20 protein-coding genes are annotated in these 23421 nt (G+C 69.3%); 11 read left to right on the forward strand and 9 right to left on the reverse strand.

From position 1 onward, the window contains the following. Positions 1–514, forward strand: a 514-nt coding sequence (locus R6V09_RS09830) for an endonuclease/exonuclease/phosphatase family protein (protein ID WP_317880972.1), incomplete at its 5' end; no start/stop codon positions are given. Then, positions 511–984 (forward strand): GNAT family N-acetyltransferase, encoded by a 474-nt coding sequence (locus R6V09_RS09835; RefSeq protein WP_317880973.1) that lies wholly within the window; start codon positions 511–513, stop codon positions 982–984. The genes R6V09_RS09830 and R6V09_RS09835, both read left to right, overlap by 4 nt. Here R6V09_RS09835 and R6V09_RS09840 read toward each other — a convergent pair whose 3' ends face one another. Continuing rightward, a complete protein-coding gene (locus tag R6V09_RS09840; RefSeq protein ID WP_317880974.1) occupies positions 985–2514 on the reverse strand; it encodes a CehA/McbA family metallohydrolase in 1530 nt (509 codons plus the stop codon). Positions 2515–2764: 250 nt separating this feature from the next. On the opposite strand from R6V09_RS09840, the gene R6V09_RS09845 reads away from it, so the two are divergent. The 3 genes from R6V09_RS09845 to R6V09_RS09855 all read left to right on the forward strand — a co-directional run bounded on the left by R6V09_RS09845 (position 2765) and on the right by R6V09_RS09855 (position 6546). Further along, a complete protein-coding gene (locus R6V09_RS09845; protein WP_317880975.1) occupies positions 2765–5350 on the forward strand; it encodes a bifunctional FO biosynthesis protein CofGH in 2586 nt (861 codons plus the stop codon). Positions 5351–5431: 81 nt separating this feature from the next. After that, complete coding sequence (locus R6V09_RS09850) at positions 5432–5992, forward strand: hypothetical protein (RefSeq protein ID WP_317880976.1); 561 nt, start codon at positions 5432–5434, stop codon at positions 5990–5992. A 110-nt stretch (positions 5993–6102) separates the two neighbouring features. Next, positions 6103–6546, forward strand: coding sequence for a hypothetical protein (locus R6V09_RS09855; RefSeq protein WP_317880977.1), 444 nt, complete (start codon positions 6103–6105; stop codon positions 6544–6546). Positions 6547–6641: 95 nt separating this feature from the next. On the opposite strand, the gene R6V09_RS09860 is transcribed toward R6V09_RS09855, so the two are convergent. Continuing rightward, positions 6642–6827, reverse strand: coding sequence for a DUF397 domain-containing protein (locus R6V09_RS09860; RefSeq protein ID WP_317880978.1), 186 nt, complete (start codon positions 6825–6827; stop codon positions 6642–6644). Continuing rightward, positions 6824–7636 carry a helix-turn-helix domain-containing protein gene (locus R6V09_RS09865; RefSeq protein ID WP_317880979.1) on the reverse strand — a complete coding sequence of 271 codons (813 nt, stop codon included), beginning with the start codon at positions 7634–7636 and terminating at the stop codon, positions 6824–6826. The genes R6V09_RS09860 and R6V09_RS09865 overlap by 4 nt, the downstream gene beginning before the upstream one ends. A 113-nt stretch (positions 7637–7749) precedes the next feature. Here R6V09_RS09865 and R6V09_RS09870 point away from each other — a divergent pair, with 113 nt between their 5' ends. Both R6V09_RS09870 and R6V09_RS09875 read left to right on the forward strand, forming a co-directional pair. After that, on the forward strand, positions 7750–8181 hold the full coding sequence (locus tag R6V09_RS09870) for an ATP-binding protein (RefSeq protein WP_317880980.1): 432 nt from the start codon (positions 7750–7752) through the stop codon (positions 8179–8181). An 836-nt stretch (positions 8182–9017) separates the two neighbouring features. Beyond that, positions 9018–10136 carry an ADP-ribosylglycohydrolase family protein gene (locus tag R6V09_RS09875; protein WP_317880981.1) on the forward strand — a complete coding sequence of 373 codons (1119 nt, stop codon included), beginning with the start codon at positions 9018–9020 and terminating at the stop codon, positions 10134–10136. On the opposite strand, the gene R6V09_RS09880 is transcribed toward R6V09_RS09875, so the two are convergent. After that, positions 10137–11714 (reverse strand): sodium:solute symporter family protein, encoded by a 1578-nt coding sequence (locus R6V09_RS09880; protein ID WP_317880982.1) that lies wholly within the window; start codon positions 11712–11714, stop codon positions 10137–10139. A 135-nt stretch (positions 11715–11849) separates the two neighbouring features. After that, positions 11850–12638, reverse strand: coding sequence for an SDR family oxidoreductase (locus R6V09_RS09885; protein WP_317880983.1), 789 nt, complete (start codon positions 12636–12638; stop codon positions 11850–11852). Between the two features lie 81 nt (positions 12639–12719). Here R6V09_RS09885 and R6V09_RS09890 point away from each other — a divergent pair, with 81 nt between their 5' ends. Next, on the forward strand, positions 12720–13559 hold the full coding sequence (locus R6V09_RS09890; protein ID WP_317880984.1) for a hypothetical protein: 840 nt from the start codon (positions 12720–12722) through the stop codon (positions 13557–13559). 73 nt (positions 13560–13632) lie between these two features. Here the strand turns inward: R6V09_RS09890 and R6V09_RS09895 are convergent, their stop codons facing one another. After that, on the reverse strand, positions 13633–15480 hold the full coding sequence (locus R6V09_RS09895) for an MFS transporter (RefSeq protein WP_317880985.1): 1848 nt from the start codon (positions 15478–15480) through the stop codon (positions 13633–13635). 188 nt (positions 15481–15668) lie between these two features. After that, complete coding sequence (locus R6V09_RS09900) at positions 15669–18116, reverse strand: D-alanyl-D-alanine carboxypeptidase (protein WP_442810005.1); 2448 nt, start codon at positions 18114–18116, stop codon at positions 15669–15671. A gap of 1074 nt (positions 18117–19190) precedes the next feature. Between R6V09_RS09900 and R6V09_RS09905 the strand changes: the two genes are divergently transcribed. The 3 genes from R6V09_RS09905 (at position 19191) to R6V09_RS09915 (ending at position 21648) form a co-directional block, all read left to right on the forward strand. Further along, positions 19191–19943, forward strand: coding sequence for a GOLPH3/VPS74 family protein (locus tag R6V09_RS09905; RefSeq protein ID WP_317880987.1), 753 nt, complete (start codon positions 19191–19193; stop codon positions 19941–19943). 396 nt (positions 19944–20339) lie between these two features. After that, on the forward strand, positions 20340–21197 hold the full coding sequence (locus R6V09_RS09910; protein WP_262062656.1) for a helix-turn-helix domain-containing protein: 858 nt from the start codon (positions 20340–20342) through the stop codon (positions 21195–21197). Positions 21198–21438: 241 nt separating this feature from the next. Then, positions 21439–21648 (forward strand): DUF397 domain-containing protein, encoded by a 210-nt coding sequence (locus tag R6V09_RS09915; protein WP_317880988.1) that lies wholly within the window; start codon positions 21439–21441, stop codon positions 21646–21648. A gap of 190 nt (positions 21649–21838) precedes the next feature. Here the strand turns inward: R6V09_RS09915 and R6V09_RS09920 are convergent, their stop codons facing one another. Together R6V09_RS09920 and R6V09_RS09925 are read right to left on the reverse strand one after the other, a co-directional pair. Beyond that, positions 21839–22342: a glutathione peroxidase gene (locus R6V09_RS09920; protein WP_317880989.1), complete on the reverse strand. Its 504-nt coding sequence runs from the start codon at positions 22340–22342 to the stop codon at positions 21839–21841. 94 nt (positions 22343–22436) lie between these two features. Beyond that, positions 22437–23414, reverse strand: coding sequence for an ArsR/SmtB family transcription factor (locus R6V09_RS09925; RefSeq protein WP_317880994.1), 978 nt, complete (start codon positions 23412–23414; stop codon positions 22437–22439). Positions 23415–23421: the final 7 nt, after the last annotated feature.

Here is a 23421-nt window from a genome sequence, read left to right on the forward strand (position 1 = left end):
AGACGGCGGCCGGCTCGCGCTGTACGCGGCGCTGGACGCGCCGGGCCACCGCGTGCCCTTCTTCACCGCCCACCTGTCCTCCGCCTCCGACGCCTCGGCCGTACGGTGCCAACAGGTCACCGCGCTCGCCGAGTTCGTCGCCGAGCACACCGGCGACGGCCCCTTCCCGCCCGTCGTCACCGGCGACTTCAACGCCTGGCCGGACTCCGACGAGGTCCGCCTGTTCGGCGGCTACAAGACGGCACCGCCCGTGCCCGGCCAAGTCCTCATGGACGCCTGGGACTTCGCGGAGCCGGGTGCTCCGTCCGCCACCTGGGACCTCGCGAATCCCTACTTGGCGGGCACGTTCGGTCCCAGCGTCCGCATCGACTACGTCTTCGTGGCACGGACCGGGAAGGGCGGGCTCGGGCATGTGCGGGGCGTACGGCGGGCGGGGGACGGGCCGGTCGACGGGGTGTGGCCGACGGATCACGCGGCCGTTGTCGTCGATCTGAGCGACGGGCTCACCTCGTGAGGATCAGCCAGGCGTACGCGGACGACGACACCGCCGGCTTGGCCCGGCTGCTGTGGCTGGACACCTGTGGTGAGGAGCCGGCACAGCCGTCCCTGGACGCGTTCGCGGCCGAACTCGCGCAGTGGTGGTCCGCCCACCGGGACTCGCATCTCGCGTTCGTCGCCCGGCTCCTCGGCCCCGAGATCGTCGGCATGGCGTGGGTCGCGCTCGTCCCCCGTGTGCCCAGACCCGGCGCGACGAGCCGGCTGTCCGCGGACATCCAGAGCGTCTTCGTCATGCCGGAACAGCGCGGCCGGGGCATCGGCTCGGCACTCGTGGCGACAGCTGCGGAGCATGCGGCACACCTCGGGTCCCTCCGCGTGACGGTCCACTCCGGGCGCAGGGCGGTGCCGGTCTACGAACGGCTGGGCTTCGAGTCGTCCAGGCGGCTCCTGAGCCGAACGCCGGACCAGGGTCCGCCCGCAAGCTGATCACGCCGGGCCCTCGCCCAGGAAGATCGGATTCGTGAACGCGGCCAACGCCCCCGGCACCACCCCCGCCGCCGTCTCGTGCCTCAACTCGGCCCGTACATAAGCTGCGTAGGCCGGGGTCGTGTGCCACTCCACGCTTCCCGCACCGGCGACCGGCAGCGGATCGCCGGTGAACAGCACCCCTTGGTCGGTCACGAAGCGGACGGTGCAGCGCGGGGCGCCGGTGACTTCCAGCCGTACCGTGACCGGGGTGTCGGCGGCCACCTTCAACCGCTCGCCGATACCGGCGTGTTCGCCCTTTGTCCCCGTCGCGGTGAAGGAGAGGGAGACGCTCTTCGACTCGGCGACATAGGAGTGCCCCGCGCGAATACCGTTTTGGATCGCCTCCCTCGTCAAGTCGTCGGCCAGGACGACGGTTTGGGGCAGGCCGACCGCGTCCGGGTCGCGGTGGGCGTCGCTGTTGCCCATCGCCGGGAGCCACTCCCGGTTCTCCCGCACGGACGCCACCAGCGTCGCGTCCCAGGAGGCCAGGGCCACCTCGTCGTCGGGCGTGTAGGGGCCGTTCCACACCTCGACCGCGTCCGCCTCGCCGAAGCCGAACTTCCAGGCGCAGCCGATGCAGGTGGCGTGCGGATGCGCGGGTACGACGAGGCCGCCGGCCCGCCGGATCTCGCGGGCGAACCGTCCGAAGCGGTTGTCGCGCGCCCGGTACCGCCAGTCGACGAAGGTGGCGGGCTCGGTGCCGAGGGCGACCACGTGACCGTTGCGCGTGGTGACCTCCTCGCCAAGCAGGATGAGCAGGTCGTCGCCCGCCTCCGACGCCCAATGGGGGTGCGAGGAGTGGGTGTTGTGCTCTGACGTGTTGATGAAGTCCAGGCCCGCCGCCCGCGCCAGCGCCGCGATCTCGGCGGGGGTGCGGCGCCCGTCGGAGTACCAGGAGTGCAGATGGCAGTCACCCCGGTACCAGGCCCGGCCCCGCCCCTTCGCCCGCTCCGGCGGGTACACCGGTCGCGGGGCGGCGCCCGGTTCGCCGTAGGTGAGCGTGATGGTGAGCTCGTACGACAGTCCCTGCGGGGACACCGTGTAGGGGCCGAGCGCGATGTGCCAGGTGCCGGCGTGCACCGGGCCGGGGATGTAGCCGGGCGTCGCGTCGTCGGCGCGGACGAAGAACTCCGTGCGCGCCCCGCCCGACCAGCCCCGGAAGCCCCGGCCGCCGAGGCCGGTGCCGTGCTGGTCGAAGACGCCGATGTCGAGGGCGTTGCCCTGGGTGCCGGCCGGGACGGACGGTCTGTCGTAGGTGTACGCCACCTTGAGCTCGCGGACCCCCGCCGGAACCTCGACGGGCACGTACACATAGTCGGGCGAGCCGGTCGGGAGCGTGCCCCGAACCGCCCGCGTCTCCTGGGCACCGCTTGCAGGGGTTGTCGCACCGCTTGCGAAGGTCACACTTCCCAACGTAAGCGCGGCGGTGGCGCCCGTCACGATCAGTGCACGTCGGTTGAGGCCGTTTCCGTGATCGTCGTCGCACATGCTGCTGCTCCCGGGGTGTCGTCGGTGACAGGGATGGCGCGGAGGTGAGCGGAGGTGACCCGTACGACTCTGATAGTCGGCTGTGAACTCCCGTGCAAGGAAAGGGAATCGGCGGGTGTCGGGAAACCGGAGCCGGAACGGGGGAGGGCGGAGTGCCCCCACTGCCAGTGACACCGTGTAACGACCTGCCCGGCCGAAACGAATCGGGCGTCCCTCTTTGGCCTGATCAGGCCGATCGTATGCTCGGAGGATGACGACTCCCGCGAGCTCCGGAACCGGCCCTACCGAGAACTCCATGCGTCGCGCCCTCAAACGTGCCCGTGACGGCGTCGCCCTCGACGTGACGGAAGCGGCGGTGCTGCTGCAGGCCCGCGGCGAGGCCCTGGACGACCTCACCGCGTCCGCCGCCCGGGTGCGCGACGCGGGCCTGGCGGCGGCCGGCCGCCCCGGCGTGATCACGTACTCGAAGAGCGTTTTCATCCCCCTCACCCGCCTCTGCCGCGACAAGTGCCACTACTGCACCTTCGTCACCGTCCCCGGCAAACTCCGCCGCGCCGGCCACGGCATGTTCATGTCCCCGGACGAGGTCCTCGACATCGCCCGCAAGGGCGCGGCCCTCGGCTGCAAGGAAGCCCTGATCACCCTCGGCGACAAGCCCGAGGACCGCTGGCCGGAGGCGCGCGAGTGGCTCGACGCGCACGGCTACGACGACACGATCGCCTACGTCCGCGCCATCTCCATCCGCATCCTGGAGGAGACGGGCCTGCTGCCCCACCTCAACCCCGGGGTGATGACCTGGACGGACTTCCAGCGCCTCAAGCCGGTGGCGCCGAGCATGGGCATGATGCTCGAAACCACGGCGACCCGCCTCTGGTCCGAGCCCGGCGCCCCGCACTACGGCTCCCCGGACAAGGAACCGGCCGTACGCCTGCGGGTGTTGGAGGACGCGGGCCGCTCGTCCGTCCCCTTCACCTCCGGCATCCTGATCGGCATCGGCGAGACGTACGAGGAGCGCGCGGAGTCCCTGTTCGCGCTGCGGAAGGTGTCGAGGGCCTACCACGGCATCCAGGAACTGATCATCCAGAACTTCCGCGCCAAGCCGGACACGGCGATGCGCGGCATGCCGGACGCGGAACTCGACGAGCTGGTGGCGACCGTCGCGGTCGCGCGCCACATCATGGGCCCCTCCGCCTGCCTCCAGGCGCCGCCCAACCTCGTCGACTCCGAGTACAAGCGCCTGATCGGCGCGGGCATCGACGACTGGGGCGGGGTCTCACCCCTGACGATCGACCACGTGAACCCCGAACGCCCTTGGCCGCAGATCGAGTTGCTGCGCGAACAGTCGGCGGAGGCGGGCTTCGAACTCCGCGAACGCCTCTGCGTCTACCCGGAGTTCGTGGGCCGCGGCGAACCCTGGCTGGACCCACGCCTGCTGCCGCACGTACGGGCACTGGCCGACCCGGAGACGGGCCTGGCCCTGCCCGACGCGGTCGTGGAGGGCCACGCGTGGCAGGAGCCGGAGGAGGCGTTCGTGTCCTCCGGCCGTACGGATCTCCATGTGTCGATCGACACGGAGGGCCGTACGTCCGACCGCCGTGACGACTTCGACGAGGTCTACGGCGACTGGGCCGCCCTGCGCGAGGCGGCGGCGCCCGGCATGGTGCCCGAGCGCATCGACACGGACGTACGCCAGGCACTGGCGACGGCGGCCGACGACCCCACCCGGCTCACCGACGCGGAGGCCCTCGCCCTGCTGCACGCGGACGGCCCGGCGCTGGACGCGCTGACGCGGATCGCGGACGACGTGCGGAAGTCGGTGGTCGGCGACGAGGTGACGTACATCGTCACGCGGAACATCAACTTCACCAACGTCTGCTACACGGGCTGCCGCTTCTGCGCCTTCGCGCAACGCCGCACGGACGCGGACGCGTACACGCTCTCGCTGGACCAGGTGGCGGACCGCGCCCAACAGGCCTGGGAAGTAGGGGCCGTTGAGGTCTGCATGCAGGGTGGTATCCACCCCGACCTGCCCGGCACGGCGTACTTCGACATCGCGAAGGCGGTGAAGGAACGCGTCCCCGGCATGCACGTCCACGCCTTCTCCCCGATGGAGGTCGTCAACGGCGCGACGCGCACCGGCCTTTCGATCCGCGAGTGGCTGACGGCGGCGAAGGAAGCGGGACTGAACTCGATCCCCGGCACGGCGGCGGAGATCCTCGACGACGAGGTCCGCTGGGTCCTGACGAAGGGCAAGCTGCCGACGGCGACGTGGATCGAAGTCATCACGATGGCACACGAGTTGGGCATCCGGTCGAGCTCGACGATGATGTACGGCCACGTGGACCAGCCCAGGCACTGGCTTGGCCACCTGCGAACCCTGTCCGCCATCCAGCAACGCACGGGCGGATTCACGGAGTTCGTCACGCTGCCGTTCATCCACACCAACGCGCCGGTGTACTTGGCGGGCATCGCGAGGCCGGGACCGACGATGCGGGACAACAGGGCGGTGGTGGCGATGGCAAGACTGCTCCTGCACCCGCACATCCCCAACATCCAGACGAGCTGGGTGAAGCTGGGCTCGGAGGGCGCGGCGGAGATGCTGCGCTCCGGGGCGAACGACCTCGGCGGCACGCTGATGGAGGAGACGATCTCGCGGATGGCGGGTTCGTCGTACGGCTCGTACAAGTCGGTGCGCGACCTGGTCGCCGTAGCGGAACTGGCGGGTAGGCCCGCGAGGCCGCGCACCACCCTCTACGGCGAGGTGCCGGAGGAGCGGCAGCGGGCGGCGGCGGTGTCGGACGGACATCTGCCGGAGCTGCTGCCGGTGCTGGACTGAGGGTTCGGTCGCCCGGATGGGGGCCGGTACGATGATCCGACCCCTGTTCGATAGAGATGTGGGGGCTGTGTAGCTGAGGAGATGCGTGCCGTGCCTGCCTCGAAGGTCTGGGTGACCGGTTTGACGGTGGGAGCGATCGCCGCGGTCACGGTCCTGGCCGTCCAGGCCAACAAGGGGCCGCACCCGAAGGCGTCCGCCGCCCATCCGAGCGCCTCGGCGTCCGTGCACGCGTCCACGTCCCCCAAGCCGCACGCCACGGCCGCCGCGGTACCCGCGTCCTCCGGGACCGGGCGGCGCGTCGTCTACGCCCTCGGCCAGAAACGGGTCTGGTTGGTCGACGCGAGCGACAAGGCCGGCCGTACGTTCCCGGTCTGGCCCGGCACGGTGAGCCCCGACCCCGGCACCTACACGGTGTCGGTCCGCAAGGACGCCACCACGGGCTCCGACGGCGTCCAGATCGAGAACATCGTCTACTTCGCCACCAAGTCCGGCCTCAACATCGCCTTCTCCAACGCGGTCGACGGCTCGTCCCCACCACCGGCCGCGGGCAAGCAGACGGGCGGCGTACGCATGGGCAAGGCGGACGGGGCGGCACTGTGGACGTTCGGGACGACGGCCACCAAGGTGATCGTGGTCAAGTAATTCCGTTGCGCGGACCCGCTCACGATCTCCACACCACATCTATTGGTGTTTATGCCGAAATGCTGCAAACTTCCCCGGTAATCACCAATCTGGCAGAGGAATACACAAGCGTGAGCAACACAACGGGGAAGGCGCTGCTCGTCGGCGCAACGGCGGCCTTGGTCTCCTCGCTCGTCGCATCGCCCGCTTCGGCGGCGACGACGACGGTCAACTTCGTAGCGTGCCGTCACAATCCGATCTACTGCATCAATGGCGACAAAACGTACACCAAGGGCACCTCGACGCGGATCGTGGACGCCATTGGCGGAGACAGGGAGACCGGTGTCAAGCGCACCGGGACCTACTACGCGCGCTGGACCTACAAGAAGCCGGGTGGCACGACCAAGGTCGGCGCCGGCTGGAAGAAGGCCACGGTCAGAAAGATCGACGGCATCTACTCCGCCTACACGGGCTGGGGCCACGCCGACGGCAAGGGGCTGAAGGTCCCCAAGAACACCGTCGTCTGCGTGCAGTACAAGGGCAACAGCTTCAAGGTGTGCGAGAAGCTCACGTAGTCCCGCGCCGATTCACGCTGATCCGCATCGGCGGCAGCCAGTGCCGGGCGATTTCCTCGGAGTCGCCTGGCACGCCGCGCCCGCCGCGCACGGGCTCAGCGGCTGGCGAACGCCACGAACTCGGCCCACGAGGCATCCGTGAAGGCGAGTTGAGCGCGCTGAGTGTTCTTGGAGTCGCGTACGTGGACCGTGGTGTCTGCGGGGGCTATGGCGACCTCGACGCAGTCAGGGCCGTCGTTGCTGCTGTAGCTGCTCTTGAACCACTCCAGCGCGGAGGTCATGTCTCTTCTCCCATTACTTTCTCGATGAAGACCAGTGACTCCCGTGGCGTGAGAGCCTGCGCCCGGATCATGCCATAGCGCATTTCCAGGACCTGAACTTCCTTCGGATCACTGATCAGACGGCTGTGGAGCTGGCCCTCCGAGTGCCCGAGTGCCTTGCCGTCGCGGAGCTTCAGCAGCCGGATCGAGCCCGCCATACCTGCGTGGTCCTCACGGTCCGTGGGCATCACCTGAATCTCAACATGCCGCAACTTGCTGATATCCAGAAGGTGTTCAAGCTGTTGCCGTAGCACCATTCTGCCCCCGAGCGGCCGTCGCAACGTCACCTCTTCCTGCACGAAGGTGATGAGCGTCCGGGGGACTCGCTCGAAGACGACCTTCCGCGCCATGCGCGCGGTGACGTAACGGTCGATCTCCTCCTCCGTGTACGCGGGTCGTCGCATCGTGTACAACTCCCGCGCGTATTCCGGGGTTTGCAGCAGACCGTGAATCTGGTGACTGTCGTAGGCCCCGAGTTCTACGGCCTCGTCCTCCAGCTTCTTCAGATCCCGCACCTTCTTCGGGTACCGAGCCTTCTCCACGTCCTCCTTCATCGCGGTGATCATGCCGCCCGCTTTCAAGACCTTGTCCGCCTTGTCGAGGAACTCCGGCTTGGGCGCCCGTCGTCCCCGCTCCACCGACGAGACCATCTCCGCGCTGTACCCGATCGCCACCCCGAACTCTGCCTGCGACAGCCCAGCGGCCTCTCGCCACATCTTGATCTGACGGCCGACCGCCTTCAGCACGGCCGCCGACTCTTCATCCTCCACGCTGCCCACCTCCAGTGCACGAGCCGGACGACCCCGGACAGCACCCGGACAGTCGCGCTCAGTACCGACATGAATGCTGTTCAGGGTAGACAGGAGTGACCACGCTGAGTGATGTGAATGAAGAAATCACCCAAGCCGCGCCCCTGGTAGGGCACTTCACCGTGCTGTTGTCCGCGACCCGGCGGGGAGCCCGTCTCGCCCGGCTCCTCACGGAACGTCAACTCGCCGACTGGGGACTGCCGTCCGACGCTGCGGAGCACATCGTCGCCGAACTGGCCGCGAACGCCGTCGTACACGGGCGGGTACCCGGACGTGACTTCAGACTGGCCCTACGACTCGACGCGTCGGGCACGCTCCGTATCGAGGTGACGGACGCTCGGGGTGATCGGGTCCCGCATGTTCCGAACTCGGCCTCGGCGTACGCGGAATCGGGGCGCGGGCTGCTGCTCGTGGCCGCGTACGCGGATCGGTGGGGTGTTGATGAGGCACCCGCCGCCTGCAAGACCGTGTGGGCCGAACTCGTGCCGGGTCAGGTGGATCGGTGACCCGGACGGGCATGTTGATGACGAGGTCTGTCACCGGTTGCTGTTGGGCCACTCGCTTCTTTGTCAGTGTCGGGATTGCGTGAGCCGAGTAAAGGGCGCTCCCTACGGTCGCGTCGGCTGCGCCGATTCCGCTGCGCTCCACCCTTGACTCACCTCACACAATCCCGTTTCAGAAGCGAGCGAGCGGCCCGGGGAGAGCAATGGGGGGCCGAGGCATGCCAACCCCTTACGTCGGCTGCGTCCGCAACCGGCGGAGCGGGACGCGACCGCGCCTCGCCAGCACGCCGGGCCGGCTCAGCGGCCAACGGCGAGTGGCTGGATCCCCGAGGGCGGGAGGGGGGAGAGGGAGGGGGAGGTAGGGGTCCCAAAAAAGTGTGTCGCTTTCCCTGGAAGTGACACACTTCTACGGCACCTACCCCACCCCCCGGGCCTCCTCCCCCCCCACCGGCGGGTGGCCGCTAAGCCGGCCCGGCGTGCAGGCGAGACGCTGGCGCGTCCCGCCACACCGGCCGGCAACGCAGCCGACGTGAGGGGTCGGCATGCCTCGGCCCCCCATTCCTCCGGGCTGCTCGCTCGCTTCTAAGACGGGCTGGAGCGGAGCGAGTCAAGGGTGGAGCGCAGCGGAATCGGCGTAGCCGACGCGACCGCAGGGAGCGCCCTTTACTCGGTCCGTGGAAGCCCGACACTGACAAAGAAGCGAGTGGCCCAACGGTGACTTCTCCGGTGCAGGCCAGTCCAACTCCCCGCATACCGATCCACCCCCTCAACCCACTGTCCCCGTTCGATTACAGTGCTGAGCTGACTCGTACGTACAGACGGAGCCTGAGGAGGTCTTGGTGAGTGCCGCAGCCGGGGCCGTCTGGGGGCGGGGCGAGCAGCAGGACTTTCGGAGCCGGGTGCGGGGGACGCTGGTGGGGGCCGCCGTGGGGGATGCGCTCGGTTCGCCCGTCGACCTGTTGGCGATCGACGAGATCCGGGAGGCCTACGGTGCGGAGGGCGTCGTGGATCTCGTGTTCGGGTACGGGCGGCGCGGGGCCGTCACTCATCTCACGCAGCTCAGCCTTTTCACCGTCGACGGGCTTATCCGGGCGCAGGTGAGGCGTGATACCGGGGCCTGGCATCCGCCCACCGATCTGCACCGGGCGTATCTGCGGTGGGCCGCCACCCAGCACGACTGGGGACCCGATGAACGTCGTAAGGATGACGGATGGCTCGCGCGGGAGGAGTGGCTCTACGCGCGGCGGGATCCAACTCGGGCCTGTTTGATGGGGTTTGGGGACGAGCGGATGGGGACTCTCGACGCGCCCAAGAATCCCGGTGAGGTGGGGGGCGAGGCGGCTGCCCGTTCCGCGCCCTTCGGGCTGCTCGTCGGGTGGGAGCCGCAGCTCGTGATGCAGCTTGCCGTGGAGTGCGCGGCGCAGACCCACGGGCATCCGGTCGGGTATCTGGCGGCCGGTGCGTACGCCGTCGTCGTGCATGGGCTCGCACGGGGGGAGAGCCTCGACGGTGCCGTGCAGCGGGCTCTTGCGCTGCTGGCCGCCCGGCCGGGGAATCAGCCCGTCTCCGACGGCCTTCAGCGTGCCCTCGGGGCCGTACGGCAGGGGCTGCCCACCTCCGGGCGGGTCGAGGAACTCGTGGGGGAGGGGAGCGCGGAGGGGGTGCTCGCGGGGGCTGTCTACTGCGCGCTCGTCGGGGAGGACGTACGGCATGGGTTGTGTCTTGCGGTGAATCACGGCGGGCCCTCGGGGGCGACCGGCGCGCTCACCGGCGGTCTGCTCGGGGCGCTGCACGGCGAGACGGCCCTCCCGCCGGCCTGGCTGGCCGAACTGGAGGGCCGTCCCACGCTGCTCGTGCTCGCGGACGACTTCGCCGTGGAGATGACCCAGGGGCCCGCGTTGCACGGGCCCGCCGGGTCCTCTCCGGGCTGGATCGCCCGGTATCCCAGAGGCGCCTGACTACGACTGCCTGCCCACCACGTCGTCCTCCACCTCTGCCTGTGCCGGTACGGCCACCGCCGCCGCGTCCCCGTCGTCGTCCCCGCCGCCGTTGATCTTCTCGATCAGTGCGTCCCGCTCCGGGGTGTCCTCGGGCTTCACATAGCCGATGAGGATGTAGAGGACGAGCGACACCGCGAGCGGTATCGACACCTGGTACTGGAGCGGGACTCCGCCGTCGACCTCCCAGTTGATCGGGTAGTTGACCAGCCAGAAGGCAAACAGGCCCGCCGCCCAGCTCGTCAGGGCCGCCGTGGGGCCGGACTTGCGGAAGGGGCGGAGCAGGCCCAGCATCATCGGGATCGCGATCGGGCCCATGAGACCCGCGACCCATTTGATGACGACGGTGATGATGTCCTTGAAGGTGGGCGAGTTGATCTGCGTGGCCACCGCCATCGACAGGCCGAGGAAGACGACCGTGGTGACGCGGGCCGCGATCAGGCCCGAACGGTCGTTCCACGCACGGGCCTTGGCCGATACGACCGGTGCCACGTCCCTTGTGAAGACGGCCGCGATCGCGTTCGCGTCGGACGAGCACATGGCCATCGTGTGGGAGAAGAAGCCTACGACGACCAGGCCCAACAGGCCGTGCGGGAGGAGTTGTTCGGTCATCAGGCCGTAGGAGTCGGAGCCGTCAGGCTTCTGTGCGTGGACCAGGAGCGGGGACATCCACATGGGGAAGAAGAGGACCGTCGGCCAGATGAGCCACAGTGCTGCTGACAGCCGGGCCGAACGCTCGGCCTCGTGGGGGCTTTTGGTGGCCATGTAGCGCTGGGCCTGGTTGAGCATGCCGCCGTTGTACTCGAAGAGCTTGATGAAGAGGAACGCGAGGAGGAACACCGTGCCGTAGGGGCCGACCAGTGGTTTGCCGTGGCCCTGCAGCGCCGGTTCGTCCCAGGCGCCGAGGAATCCGATGCCCTTGTCGTTCAACTTCAGTACGACGGCCACGAACATGGAGACGCCGGCGAGCAACTGGATGATGAACTGGCCGAGTTCGGTCAGCGCGTCCGCCCACAGGCCGCCGATCGTGCAGTAGACCGCCGTGATCGCGCCGGTGATGAGGATGCCCTGGTTCAGGGACACACCTGTGAAGACGGACAACAGGGTTGCGATCGCTGCCCACTTGGCCGCCACGTCCACGATCTTCAGCAGCATCCCTGACCAGGCGAGCGCCTGCTGGGTCCGCAGGTTGTAGCGGTTCTTCAAGTACTCAAGGGGGGAGGCCACATGGAGCCGGGAGCGCAGCCGGTTGATGCGCGGCGCGAAAAGCTTGGAGCCGATGGCGATGCCCAGCGCGATCGGGAACGACCAGGTGATGAAGGACGTGACGCCGTAGGTGTAGGCGATGCCCGCGTAGCCGGTGAACATGACCGCGCTGTAGCCCGACATGTGGTGCGAGATGCCGGACAGCCACCAGGGCATCTTGCCGCCGGCGGTGAAGAAGTCGCTCACGTTGTCGACACGCTTGTGCGACCACACACCGATGGCCACCATCACGCCGAAATAGCCGATGAGCACGGCCCAGTCGAGCCCGTTCATATGCGCCCTCCCACGATTGAGCCGGTTCAGCCCGGGGCTCATCGTGGGCGGTCGCGCGTGAGCACGACAAGTAAGCGCACGGTCAAGGGGAAGTAAAATCGTTCGGATTGATGTTCGGCGTTCACCTACATGAACTCATCGCATCAGCTCCCCGGCGTTGACCAGCAACGACTGGCCCGTGATCGCCCGCGCCCGTTCCGACGCCAGGAACACCGCCGCGTCCGCCACATCCCCGTCCGTCGCCAGCTCGGGCAACGCCATCCGGTCGGACAGCCGCTTCAGCACCTCCGCCTCCGGCACCTTCTCGGTGTGCGCGGTGAACTGCACGTACGCCTCCACCGGCGGCCCCCACATCCACCCCGGCAGCACCGTGTTCACCCGGATCCGGTACGGCCCCAACTCCCTTGCCAGCGAGTACATCGCGCTCGTCAGCGCCCCCTTCGACGCCGCGTACGCCGCCTGCCGCACCTGCGAGGGGGCCGCCACCGCCGACTGTGTCCCGATGATGACGACCGAGCCGCCACCCGCCTCCTTCAGTGCCGGCAGGCACGCCCGCGTCATCCGCAACGTACCCAGCAGATTCACGTCGAGCACCGACTGCCAGGTGGCGAAGTCCGCGTCCTCGATCCCGCCGAAGTAGCTGTCCCACGCGGCCACATGGACCACCGCGTCGACCCGCCCGAACCGCTCCCGCGCCACCTCCACGAGCGCCTCGCACTGGGTCTCGTCCGTGATGTCCGTCGCCCGGTACGCCGTGTGCGACCCGTCGGGATCGATCTCGGCGGCCGACTTGGCGAGATTCGCCTCCGTGCGCGCGCCGAGCACGGCGTTCCCTCCGTCCCGTACGACGGCGGCGGCGACCTGGTGGCCGAGTCCGGCCCCCACCCCCGAGACGACGACGGTCTTGCCCGCGAGCAGCGACATCCGATCCCTCCCGGGGTCTGGCGGTTTATCTGACGGGGCGTCAGAGTATGGGCGACCGGCGGAGGACGGAAGGGGAGCGACGTGAGCGAGGACACCCGGAGCGACGTGTACGCCGAACTGGCCGCCGTAGGACCGTACGGAGTCCGGCCGGGCCACGCGCTCATCACCATGGTCGAACCGCACCCGGGCCACGAGTACGCCTACAACCGCTGGTACGAGGACGACCACTACTACGCCGGCGCGATGGCCATGCCCTGGATGTACGCCGGCCGCCGCTGGGTCGCCACCCGCGACCTCCAACTCCTGCGTCATCCCGAGAAGTCGGCGATCGCGCAGCCCGTTACCGCCGGCTGCTACCTCTCCACGTACTGGGTCACCGAGGGCCGCTACGACGACCACATGAAGTGGACCGTCGGCATCAACAAACGGCTCAATCGCGACGGCCGGGTCTACCAGGACCGTACGCACGTCTTCACCGCGTTCCAGGACCACGAGGCGACCGTCTACCGCGACGGCGCGGCCGGACCGAGGGACTTCCACGCCCTCGACCACCCTTACGCCGGGCTGGTGTTGGAGGTCGTCGACGCCGAATCCGCCGAGCAGCGCGCCGAGTTGCTGGAATGGCTGCGCTCCCGCCATCTCCCGAAGCGCCTCGCGGGCTCCCCGGCCGCGATGGTGACGATCTTCCGCCCCACCCCGCTGCCGGGCGACCGCATGACCTACGTCAAGCAGGTCGAGGGGGTCGACACCCGGCTCACGCTGCTCTGGTTCCTGGAGGCGGATCCGCGGGACTGCTGGGAGGAGTACTTCACGGACCTCGAAGCACCGGTGACCGAATCCGGCCTGGGGCGCGTGGAGTTGGTGGCACCGTTCATCCCCACAGTCCCGGGCACCGACAAATACGTGGACCGGCTTCGGTAACTACTCAACTCCGGCGTGCATCCATCAGCCCGTCCGGCGTTTGAGGACGAGGCCGTTCAGGCCGACAAACGGCTCACTTCAACTCGTCCGGGCATGGAGTACCTCGGGGCAACTGGTATGGCGCCGCGAGTCGATACGTGCCAGCCCGCGGAGCGAGGAGCATCGTCCACTTGTCGCCCTTGGAGTCCTCCTCCGTCTCCATCAGGCACCCGTTGAGGTTGTCGTACGTCTTCGGCGTGCCCTCGGCACGGTGCTTGGACGCGTCGGTCTCCTGCGGCGCCTTGAGGCTCTTGCCCTTCGCGTCGACGACGCTCAGCCACGGTGAGTACGGGATGCGGATGAGGATCCGGCCCTTCTTCTTCACCTCGATGGTCAGCTCGCCCTGCTCGGCCCGGTCGACGACCGCGTTCGGCTCGGCGAGCGGCGTCGGGTCGGTGACCTGGAACAGCTGCCAGTTCGTGTCGCCCCAGACCTGCTTCAGATACGGCATCCCGCGCTGGACCAGGTCCCGTTCGCGCTCGCCGCCGTCGCCGTCCAGCTTGTCCTTCGGCAGTACGACGTAGTGGACGGCCCAGCGTTGCAACCACTCGTGGTAGTTCGCCGAGTTGAGGGTGTCGTCGTAGAAGAGGGGGTTGCGCTCCATGTCGGCCTGGCGGTTCCAGCCGCGGGCCAGGTTGACGTAGGGCGCGAGTGCGGAGGCCTCGATGTGCGAGCGGGCCGGGACGACCTCGACCCGTCCGCGCTCGGCGCCGACCTCCTGGAGTTCGTTGACGAGCGGGGCGAGTTCGTGCGACCAGGACGCGGCGGGGGCGGTGTTGACGACGTCGTCGACCGACTTGAAGCCGATCCAGCCGGTGAAGCCGACGAAGGCCAGCACGATCGCGTACCACTTGCGCGAGCGCGGCACGGCGAACGGCAGCGCGGCGATCAGGGCCACACCGGCGAACAGCATCGCCAGCCGGCTGATGTTCGAGCCGATCTGCGAACTGACCAGCCACACCAGGATGACGCCGATGCTGTACACGGCCGCCGTGATCCGTACGGTCGTCCACTCGTGCGGCACCAGGAAGTAGACGAGGACCCCGGACGCCAGCGGCAGGATCATCGAGCCGAACAGCATCGGCTGGGTGCCGGAGAACGGGAACAGCCAGGCGGACACGGCCACCACGGCCGCGGGCGCGAGCCCGAGCGCCCAGGCGCCGGGCCGCCGCTTCTGGAGGAAGAGGGCTACGGCGACCAGGCCCACGAACAGGCCGGCCACCGGCGAGGACATCGTCGCGAGCGCGGCCAGCGGGGCCGCGCACAGGGCCTTCGCCCAGCGTTTGTAGCGCCAGCGGTACGGCCAGCAGAAGACGACGGCCACCGCGCCGAGCCCGAACACCATCCCCAGGCCGTACGTCACCCGGCCCGACGCCGCGTTGCACAGCAGCGCGAAGACACCCGCGAGCGAGGCCCACAGCGGGTTCTTCACCGAGCGGCTGCGGATCAGGATCAGGGTGAGCAGGCCCGCCGAGATCGTCCCGGCGATCATCATCGTCGTACGGACACCGAGAACCGACATCAGATACGGCGAGACCACGCTGTACGACACCGGGTGCATGCCGCCGTACCAGGCGAGGTTGTACGCCGAGTCCGGGTGCCGGCCGACGAACTCCGCCCAGGCGTCCTGCGCCGCGAGATCGCCGCCACTGTTCGCGAACGTGAAGAACCAGACGATGTGGAGGACCCCGGAGAGCAGCGTGAAGCCGATCACCGGGTGGCGGAGGAAGGGGGCGCGGAGGCGGTCGATCAGGCCCGCCCACCGGGTGCTTCCGCTACGTGTCCTGTCGCGGTCCGTGTGGTGCACGGGCAGGTGTATTCGCGGGCCGGCTCCCGGGCCCGGATCGGCATCGTCGGCGCGTGTCGGCTCCGCTGTGGCCACCTGAAGGCACTCCCCGTGTCCCGTCTTCTGTTCCCGGCCGGGTCCCGTCCCGTTCCCGGCCTGTTCGACGCCGCGTCCGGCTCGACCGGCGACGTGCCCCGATTCGCGACGCTAGCACGCACCCCGCCGACTGGCTCCCGTGCGGGTGGCCGGCCGACGGGGTGCGGTGACGAACAACGCCTCGTGGGTCAGCCGAGACGCTTCAGCTTCGCGGTCAGGGCCGGTTCCGCGAGATCCTTCTGCAGGGCGACCGGCACCTTGACCGCACCGCCCGAACCGTCGCCCACGGTGAGCGTGCCCACCTTGGTGCCGGCCTTCGCGGTGTGCGGTACGGCGTCGGGGGCGAAGGACAGCTTCACCTTGAGGCCGGCCCAGCCGACCGCGGCGACGTCCTTGGTGACGACGACCGGCGTGTGACCGCCGAGCTGGTCGTCGACGTACCCGACGACGTCACCCTTCTTCAGGATCTTCGCCGAGGTCATCGCGTCCTGCGCCGCGAGCATCGCCGTCTTGCTGACCGCGTTGACCGTGTCGATGATCGGCGCGGTGTGCTGGCCGAGGATCGCGCCGACGACGACGGCCGTCTCACCGCCGACCTCCTTGGTGGCGGCGAAGAGCAGGTTGCCGCCGGCCGCGGTGGTGGTGCCGGTCTTGATGCCGAGCGAGTTGTTGTACGGCACCAGGCGGTTGTAGTTGGTCCACTTCTTGCCCGACGGGTCGACCCAGCTCGGCAGCTTGGTGATGTCCATCAGCGCCTGGATCCCGACCAGTTGATTGCCCAGCTTCACCTGGTCCTCGGCGGTGGAGACCGTGGTCTCCTTCAGGCCCGAGGCATCCGTGTACGTCGTGTTCGTCATCCCCAGCGCCTTGGCGGTGTCGTTCATCTTCTTGATGAACGCCGCCTCGGAGCCCGCGTCCCAACGGGCCAGCAGACGCGCGATGTTGTTCGCCGACGGGATCATGATGGCCGACAGCGCCTGCTTCTCGGTGAGGACGTCGCCCGCCTTGACGGTGTTGAGGGTGGACTCGCCGTCCTTGTCGTAACCGCCCTCCTTCTCGGCGGTCGCGTCCACGGTGATCTTCTCGCCCTCCGCGCCCGACTTCAGCGGGTGGTCCTTGAGGACGATGTACGCCGTCATCGCCTTGGCGACCGAGCCGATGGCGACCGGCGTCTGCTTGCCGAAGCTGCCCATCGTGCCGATGCCGTTGACGTCCATCCAGCCCTGGCCCTCGCTCGGCCACGGAAGGTTCGCCTTGCTGCCGTCGAAGGTGTACGAGTCGTCGGCGGTGAGGGTGAGCGAGGGCGTCGGCAGCGGCCTCAGAGCCTGCACTACTGCAAACACGATCGCCAGGAGGACGACCAGCGGGGTCCAGATCTTGACCCTGCGGATCGCCGTGCGGACCGGGGTCTCCGGCGGTGGCGGAGTGTTGGTCAGCTCGGCGAGGAGGTCCAGCGGGGGCTTCGGGGGAAGCGGTACCTGGGCGGTGCGCTCGGGGCCGACCTGGGGGACGGGGCGGGTGGCGTCCGGGCGGGGCGTGCGGGGCTCGTCGAGGGGCTTGAGCGCGACGAACTTGCTGGTGCGCTCGGCGGGAGCCTCGGGCTTGGCCTCGGGCGCCGGGGGAGCCTTGAGCGTGGTGGTCGGCTGGTCCACCGCGGGCTTGGGCGGCCGTACGGCCTTGAAGACGGCGGTGGGCTGATCAACCGCCTTCGTCTGCCCACTCGCACCACCCGTGCGGGTCGCGTTGTCGGGTGCGGGTGAAGCCTGCGGGGCGCCGCCAGCGCCATCGGCGGCTTTCGGCCCGGGGGCGGGTGTTTCGGGGACGGGGGCGGTGTCGCCCGGCTCGTCCGCCACGTCCTCCGGCTCGTCTTCGGACGCGCCGGGTGCAGTGTCTTGCGGTTCGCCCGCGGACGAGTCGGGTGCGGCGTCCTCCGGTTCGTCTCCGTCCCCGGACGCGTTGGGGGCGGTGTCCTGCGGTTCCTCGTCCGCGTCCCCGTCGGCCTTCGGTGTCTCGTCCGCGTCGGGAACCGCGTCTTCGGGGGTGCCGCCTTCCGAGGACGTGCCGGTGGCTTCCGGGCGGGCGTCCGCGATCTCGTCGGCCTCGGCCTCGTCGGCTTCCGCGGTCTCGGGAACCGCGTCCTGCGGACCGTCCCCGGTCACGTCTCCGTCACGGTCGGTCGCAGTCCCGGCGTCATCGGGCTCGGCATCCTGCCCCGCGTCGGCCGCTACGCCCGCTCCGGCGCTCACGGAGCCCTCCTCGGCCTCCGCAGCGGTCTCCGCGTCCTCAGGGCGGCCCTTGGGGCCCTTCGCGGGGCGCGTCGCTACGACCACGGTCTCCGCGCTCTCGGCGGACTTCTCCGAGTCCTCAGCCGTGGAGACCTCGCCCGCGTCGTCGGCCACCTCGGCCCCGGCAGGTTCCCGGGCGTCCGAACCGACCGACCCGTCCGAACCGTCCGGACTGTCCGAACCGACCGACCCGTCCGAACCAACCGACCCGTCCGGACTGTCCGAACCGACCGACCCGTCCGAACCGACCGACCCGTCCGGACTGTCCGAACCGACCGACCCGTCCGAACCGACCGACCCGTCCGAACCGTCCGGACTGTCCGATCCCTCGGGCTCGTCCGACCCCGCCACCCAAGCCGCCACAGCCGCCCGCAGCCGGGCATCGCCCGCCGGGCCGCCCTTGGCGGAAGGGTTCTGCGTATCGACGGCTCCGGCAGCTTCCGCGCCTTCAGCACCCTCGGGGACTTCGGCGCCCTCGGGACCCTCGCCACCCTCACTGGACTCGGGACCGCCGGAGCTACGAGCTTCACCGACCCCAGCCGCCTCAAGGGACCCGTCGGCCTCGCCGGCCTCACCGGACCCGCTGGCATCACTCGCCCCGCCGGCCCCACCGGACTCGTCGGTTCCACCAGCCCTGCCAGCCGTGTCCGACTCACCGGCCGTCCCCGACCCACCACCCGCGGTCGACCCACCACCCGCGGTCGACCCACTGCCTGCGGTCGACCCACTGCCTGCGCCCGACTCACCGGCCGAGCCCGACTCACCGGCCGAACCTGACTCACCGGCCGAACCTGACTCACCGGCCGAACCTGACCCACCGGCCGAGCCCGACTCACCGGCCGAACCTGACCCACCGGCCGAGCCCGACTCACCGTTCGAGCCCGACCCACCGACTCCGCCGCCAGCCGTCCCCGACGCCTCGTCCTCCGCCGGTTCCGGCCGCAGTTCCCGGATCGAGAAGATCTTCGTCGCCGTGTCCACACCCCCGCGCTGAGACGTCGCCGTGGCCTCCCGGGCCACCGCCAGGCGCGGGTCGCGCTCGGACCTCGCCTCGGGAACCGGACTCGCGCTCCCCGACGTCGGTTCTGCCGACGACTCGCGCTGCTTCGACCTGTCGGGGGACTCGCCCGCCACCGATGCCTCCTCCATGAGCCGCACGCCCACCGTGCGTCAACCGAACCGACCGAGATAGCCGAGACAGCTACAAAAACAGCTGAAAACAGCCGGGAAATCTCCTACCCGCAGTCCGGACAACGCATCAAACACCGTTGTCCGAACCATGTACCAGTGTCCTGTGTGCGGGCTTAACCCCTGCGGTAGACGAGAACGACATACCTGCCGGTTCCATCACGAAGCGGTCACGCACCCTCGACAGACCAATGTGAGAGGGGTCACCCTGTCATTCATCCACGCGGGGAGGCATGGATGGGCAGGAGCCGCAGAACTCTTCCGGAAGAGCTTCTGTTGCTGGCATTGGACCCGGCCACGGGTACCACTGCGCAGCCGCAGTCGCTCGACCTCGGTCTGGCCGGAGCGCAGCTAGTGGAGCTGGCGCTGGCCGGACGGATAGCCCCAGACGGGGATCGTATCGCCGTGGTCGTGCCACGGCCGACTGGAGATCCGACTTTGGACTGCGCGTTGGAGTTGCTGCGAAGGCGTGGCGCTCCCGTGCGTGCAGTGAACTGGATTGGCGGGCCCCGACTGGGACTTCGCCAGACCTACCTCTCGCATCTGGAGCGGTGCGGCATGGTGCATGCCGTGGCGGGACAGATGTGCGGGGTGCTGCCGACGACTCGCTATCAGGCGACGGACAACGAGATCAGCCGTGAGATCAGGGGCCGACTCGATTCCGCGATCCGCACCGGCGTACCGCCGGACCCGCGGACAGCCGCGCTCGCCGCACTGGCGCACGCGGTCGGTCTCGGCAAACACCTGTATCCGGGTAACGAGGGACGTTCGTCCCGCTCCCGGCTGCGGGACCTGATCAGGCACGACCCCATGGGCGGACTCGTGGCGCACGCCGTGATGGACGTCCAGAACGGTGTGGCGGCACAGCCACGCCGTAGCCCGGCCCCGGCCGGCCGTCAGGCCGTGCCCGGATCAAGGCCACCGGAACCGGCTCGTGGTGTTCCGATGCAGCCGCACCGCGGCACCATGGCGCGCGCCGTGGCTCACTGAGCCGCAGTTCCACGGCACACGCCCGCACCGCGGAGCAGCACCGCACGACCGGCACCACCGCACGACCGTATGACCGCAGTACACGCACCACAGCACCACAAGCAGTACCGCCGCACCGCCAGTCCCCAAAGACCCGGTTCGGGAGCCGCTGGTCCGAGCGGGGTGGAGTAGACGTAACGTCACTCCACCCCGCTCGGCCGCATCTACGGACGCCGTGGGCAACCGGAACCTGGCTCGTACCTGCCGCATATCCACCGTTTCCCAGCGGTAGAAACCACCTTGGTGGCAGTCTGCTCAACAGCAGATACGCAAAGTGGCAAGCAGTGAGCAGCAAGTAGCGGCAAGTAGCAATAAGCAGTGGCAAGTAGAGGCATGCAGCCGGAGGTGCACGTTCCCGTGGCGTCAAGTGTCAATCCCACCGTCAGGCGACGCCGGTTGGGCCAGGAGTTGCGTCGGCTCCGAGAGCTCAAGGGCATGACGGCCGAAGAGGTTGCCGAGCGGCTGCTGGTGTCGCAGTCGAAGATCAGCCGGCTGGAGAACGGCCGGCGCAGCATCAGCCAGCGTGACGTCCGCGACCTGTGCGGGGTCTACGAGGTCGAGGACGTCCGGATCGTCGACTCGCTGATGCAGATGGCCAAGGACTCGCGCCAGCAGGGCTGGTGGCACTCCTTCGGCGACATCCCGTACAGCGTCTACATCGGCCTGGAGACGGACGCGGCGTCGCTGCGGGCCTACGAACCCCAGATCATCCCCGGCCTGTTGCAGACCCGGCCCTACGCCGAGGCGCTCATCCGGGGCGCGCTGCCCGAGACCTCGCCGAGCGACATCCAGAAGCGGGTCGAGGTGCGGTTGCGCCGGCAGGAACGTGTCTCCGCCGCGGAGTCCCCGCTGCGCCTGTGGACGGTGCTGGACGAGGCGGCCCTGCGCCGGGTCGTCGGGGGCCGTCAGGTCATGCGCGAGCAGTTGGAGAATCTCGCCGAGATGTCCCAACTCCCGCACGTCACCGTGCAGGTGCTGCCGTACGAGGTGGGCGCGCACCCCGGTCTCAACGGTCAGTACGCCATCCTGGAGTTCCCCGACGCGGCGGACTCCAGCGTCGTGTACATCGAGGGTGTCACCAGTGACCTGTACCTGGAGAAGGCGGCCGATGTGCAGAAGTACAGCGTCATGTACGAGCACCTGCGCGCCCAGGCCCTGAACGTGGATCAGTCGCACCAGTTCATCGCGGACATCGCGAAGGAGTACGCGCGCTGAGTGGCCCGTCCGGCGGAAGGTGCCGCACCTTACACCTTCCGCCAGCCAGGATGGAAGCACCAGGGGAATATGCCACCCGGTCGAGTGAATGGCAGCTTCGCCTACCGATGTTGGCGAGTAGCGTCGATCACGCCATCGAGCAACAGGCGTTGGCGCAAACCGTGTTGTGCGTCCGGAGCGTTCGTGGTCGGACGTGACGCGCGGTGACAGCGACTCATCAACTGGCGTAACCGGAGCAAAAATGGCAATTCAGCAAGGCGCCACGGACAACTGGATCAAGTCCTCGTACTCGGCCGGAAACGGCGCGTGTGTCGAGGTCAAGTCCCCAGCTCTCGCGGCGTTGGCCGTACGGGACTCCAAGACCCCCAGCGGCCCCACGCTGGCGTTCCCCTCCGACGCGTGGAACACCTTCGTGGCTGAGGTCGGCAGGGGGACTGTCGGCCTCGCGTGACGGATGATCACTCACAATTTCATAGCTACTAGGTACACCGAAAGAGCCCTCTCGACTGGCCCGCCGTCCCGGCCGAGGGGGCTCGGCCCTGCCCCGGCCAGGGGCTCGGCTCCGCCCCCGGGGGCAAGGCCAACACCTTCCTACGGTGTTCTCCCGCGACCGCGCAGGGCGACCGTGCTGGGCGACCGCTCTAGGCGACGGCGCTCTCCACCGCCGCCACGACCTCCGCCGACTCCGGCTCGGTCTGCGGGGAGAAGCGGGCGACGACCGTGCCGTCGCGGCCGATCAGGAACTTCTCGAAGTTCCAGCGGATGTCGCCGGTGTGGCCCTCGCCGTCCGCGAAGCCGACGAGGCGGTCGTACAGCTTGTGCCGGCCGTCTCCGTTGACCTCGACCTTCTCGGTCAGCGGGAAGGTCACGCCGTACGTCGCCGAGCAGAACTCGGCGATCTCCTCGGCGCTGCCGGGCTCCTGCCCGAGGAACTGGTTGCAGGGCACGCCCAGCACGGTGAAGCCCTGTGCCGCGTACCGCTCCTGGAGTCGCTCAAGGCCCGTGTACTGGGGGGTCAGCCCGCACTTGGAGGCCACGTTCACCACGAGGACGGCCTTGCCCGCGTACTGCGAGAGGTCCGCCGAGCCGCCCTTGAGCGACCCGATCTCGACGGCGAGGGGACCCGTGTTCTCTGTAGTCGTCATAACCGGATGCTAACTCCGGTAAATGTCGTTCTCCCCACGGGCCCGTGCGTCTCCGCACTTACAGGTGTGCTTACCGGCCTGCGGCCACGGCGGCTCAGAGTCCGGCCGCGGCCTTCACCACGACCTCCCCCGCCGCCGTCCGCGAATACAGCACCGAGCGCCCCGCCCGCCGCCGCTCCACAAGACCCGCGTCCAGCAGCACCTTCAGATGCCGGCCCACCGAGCCGAGCCCCTGCCCGGTCACGGCGGTCAGCTGGCTGGTGCTCATCGGCGCGGAGAGCAGCACCAGCACCCCGGCCCTGGACGTCCCCAGCAGCGCGCCGAGGGCGGCCGGCACCGGCCGCCCGTGATGGTCGGCGAGCGCCCCCGCGCACGGGTAGACGATGGCGTACCGGTCGGGCTCCTCCCACGACACCCACCCGCCGTTCGACCCGTTCGACGTCACCGGCACGAAGACCAGCTCCGCGCCGGAGATCTCGCGCGGCGGATACTCGTGCAGATTGACCTGGAGCCGGTTCTCCCCGAGCCACCGCGTCCGCCCGGGCCGCAGCGCGTCCAGCACGGTCGCCCAGCCGCCCTGGCTCACCTGCGCGGTCCGCGCGACCACATCGGCCTCCAGGACGCGCCGGCGCCGCTCCCAGGACGGCCGTACGGTCTCCTCCCACACGTACTCCAGGAGCCGGGCCGCCCGCTCGGGCAGGTCGTCGCGCTCCAGGGCGGCGGGGAGCGGGCCGGCGAGGGAGACCGTGAGGTTCGCCCGTGCGGCGGCGGCAGGGGCCGTACGCACCCGTGCGACGGCCGCCTCGAACGTCTCCCGGTCCCTCGGCGTGGGCGCGAGGAAGTCGGCGGTCCAGGCCCGTCCGAGGCCCGCCCGCACCAGCAGCCCGGTGACCGGATCGGCCGCCAACAGCCGCCGGTAGCCCGGCAGATGGTCCCGCAGCCACAGCTGCTCGCCGGGGTGCGCGGCCACCCCGATGTGCAGCAGTTTCAGCGCGGCGAAGGTCTCGGTGAACGGCGACAGCACGAACCGGCTCCGCGCGAGGGTGTCGGCGTTGACCTGCCACCAACCCATCGGCACC

The organism is Streptomyces sp. W16 (assembly GCF_033194735.1).
Classification (GTDB): domain Bacteria; phylum Actinomycetota; class Actinomycetes; order Streptomycetales; family Streptomycetaceae; genus Streptomyces.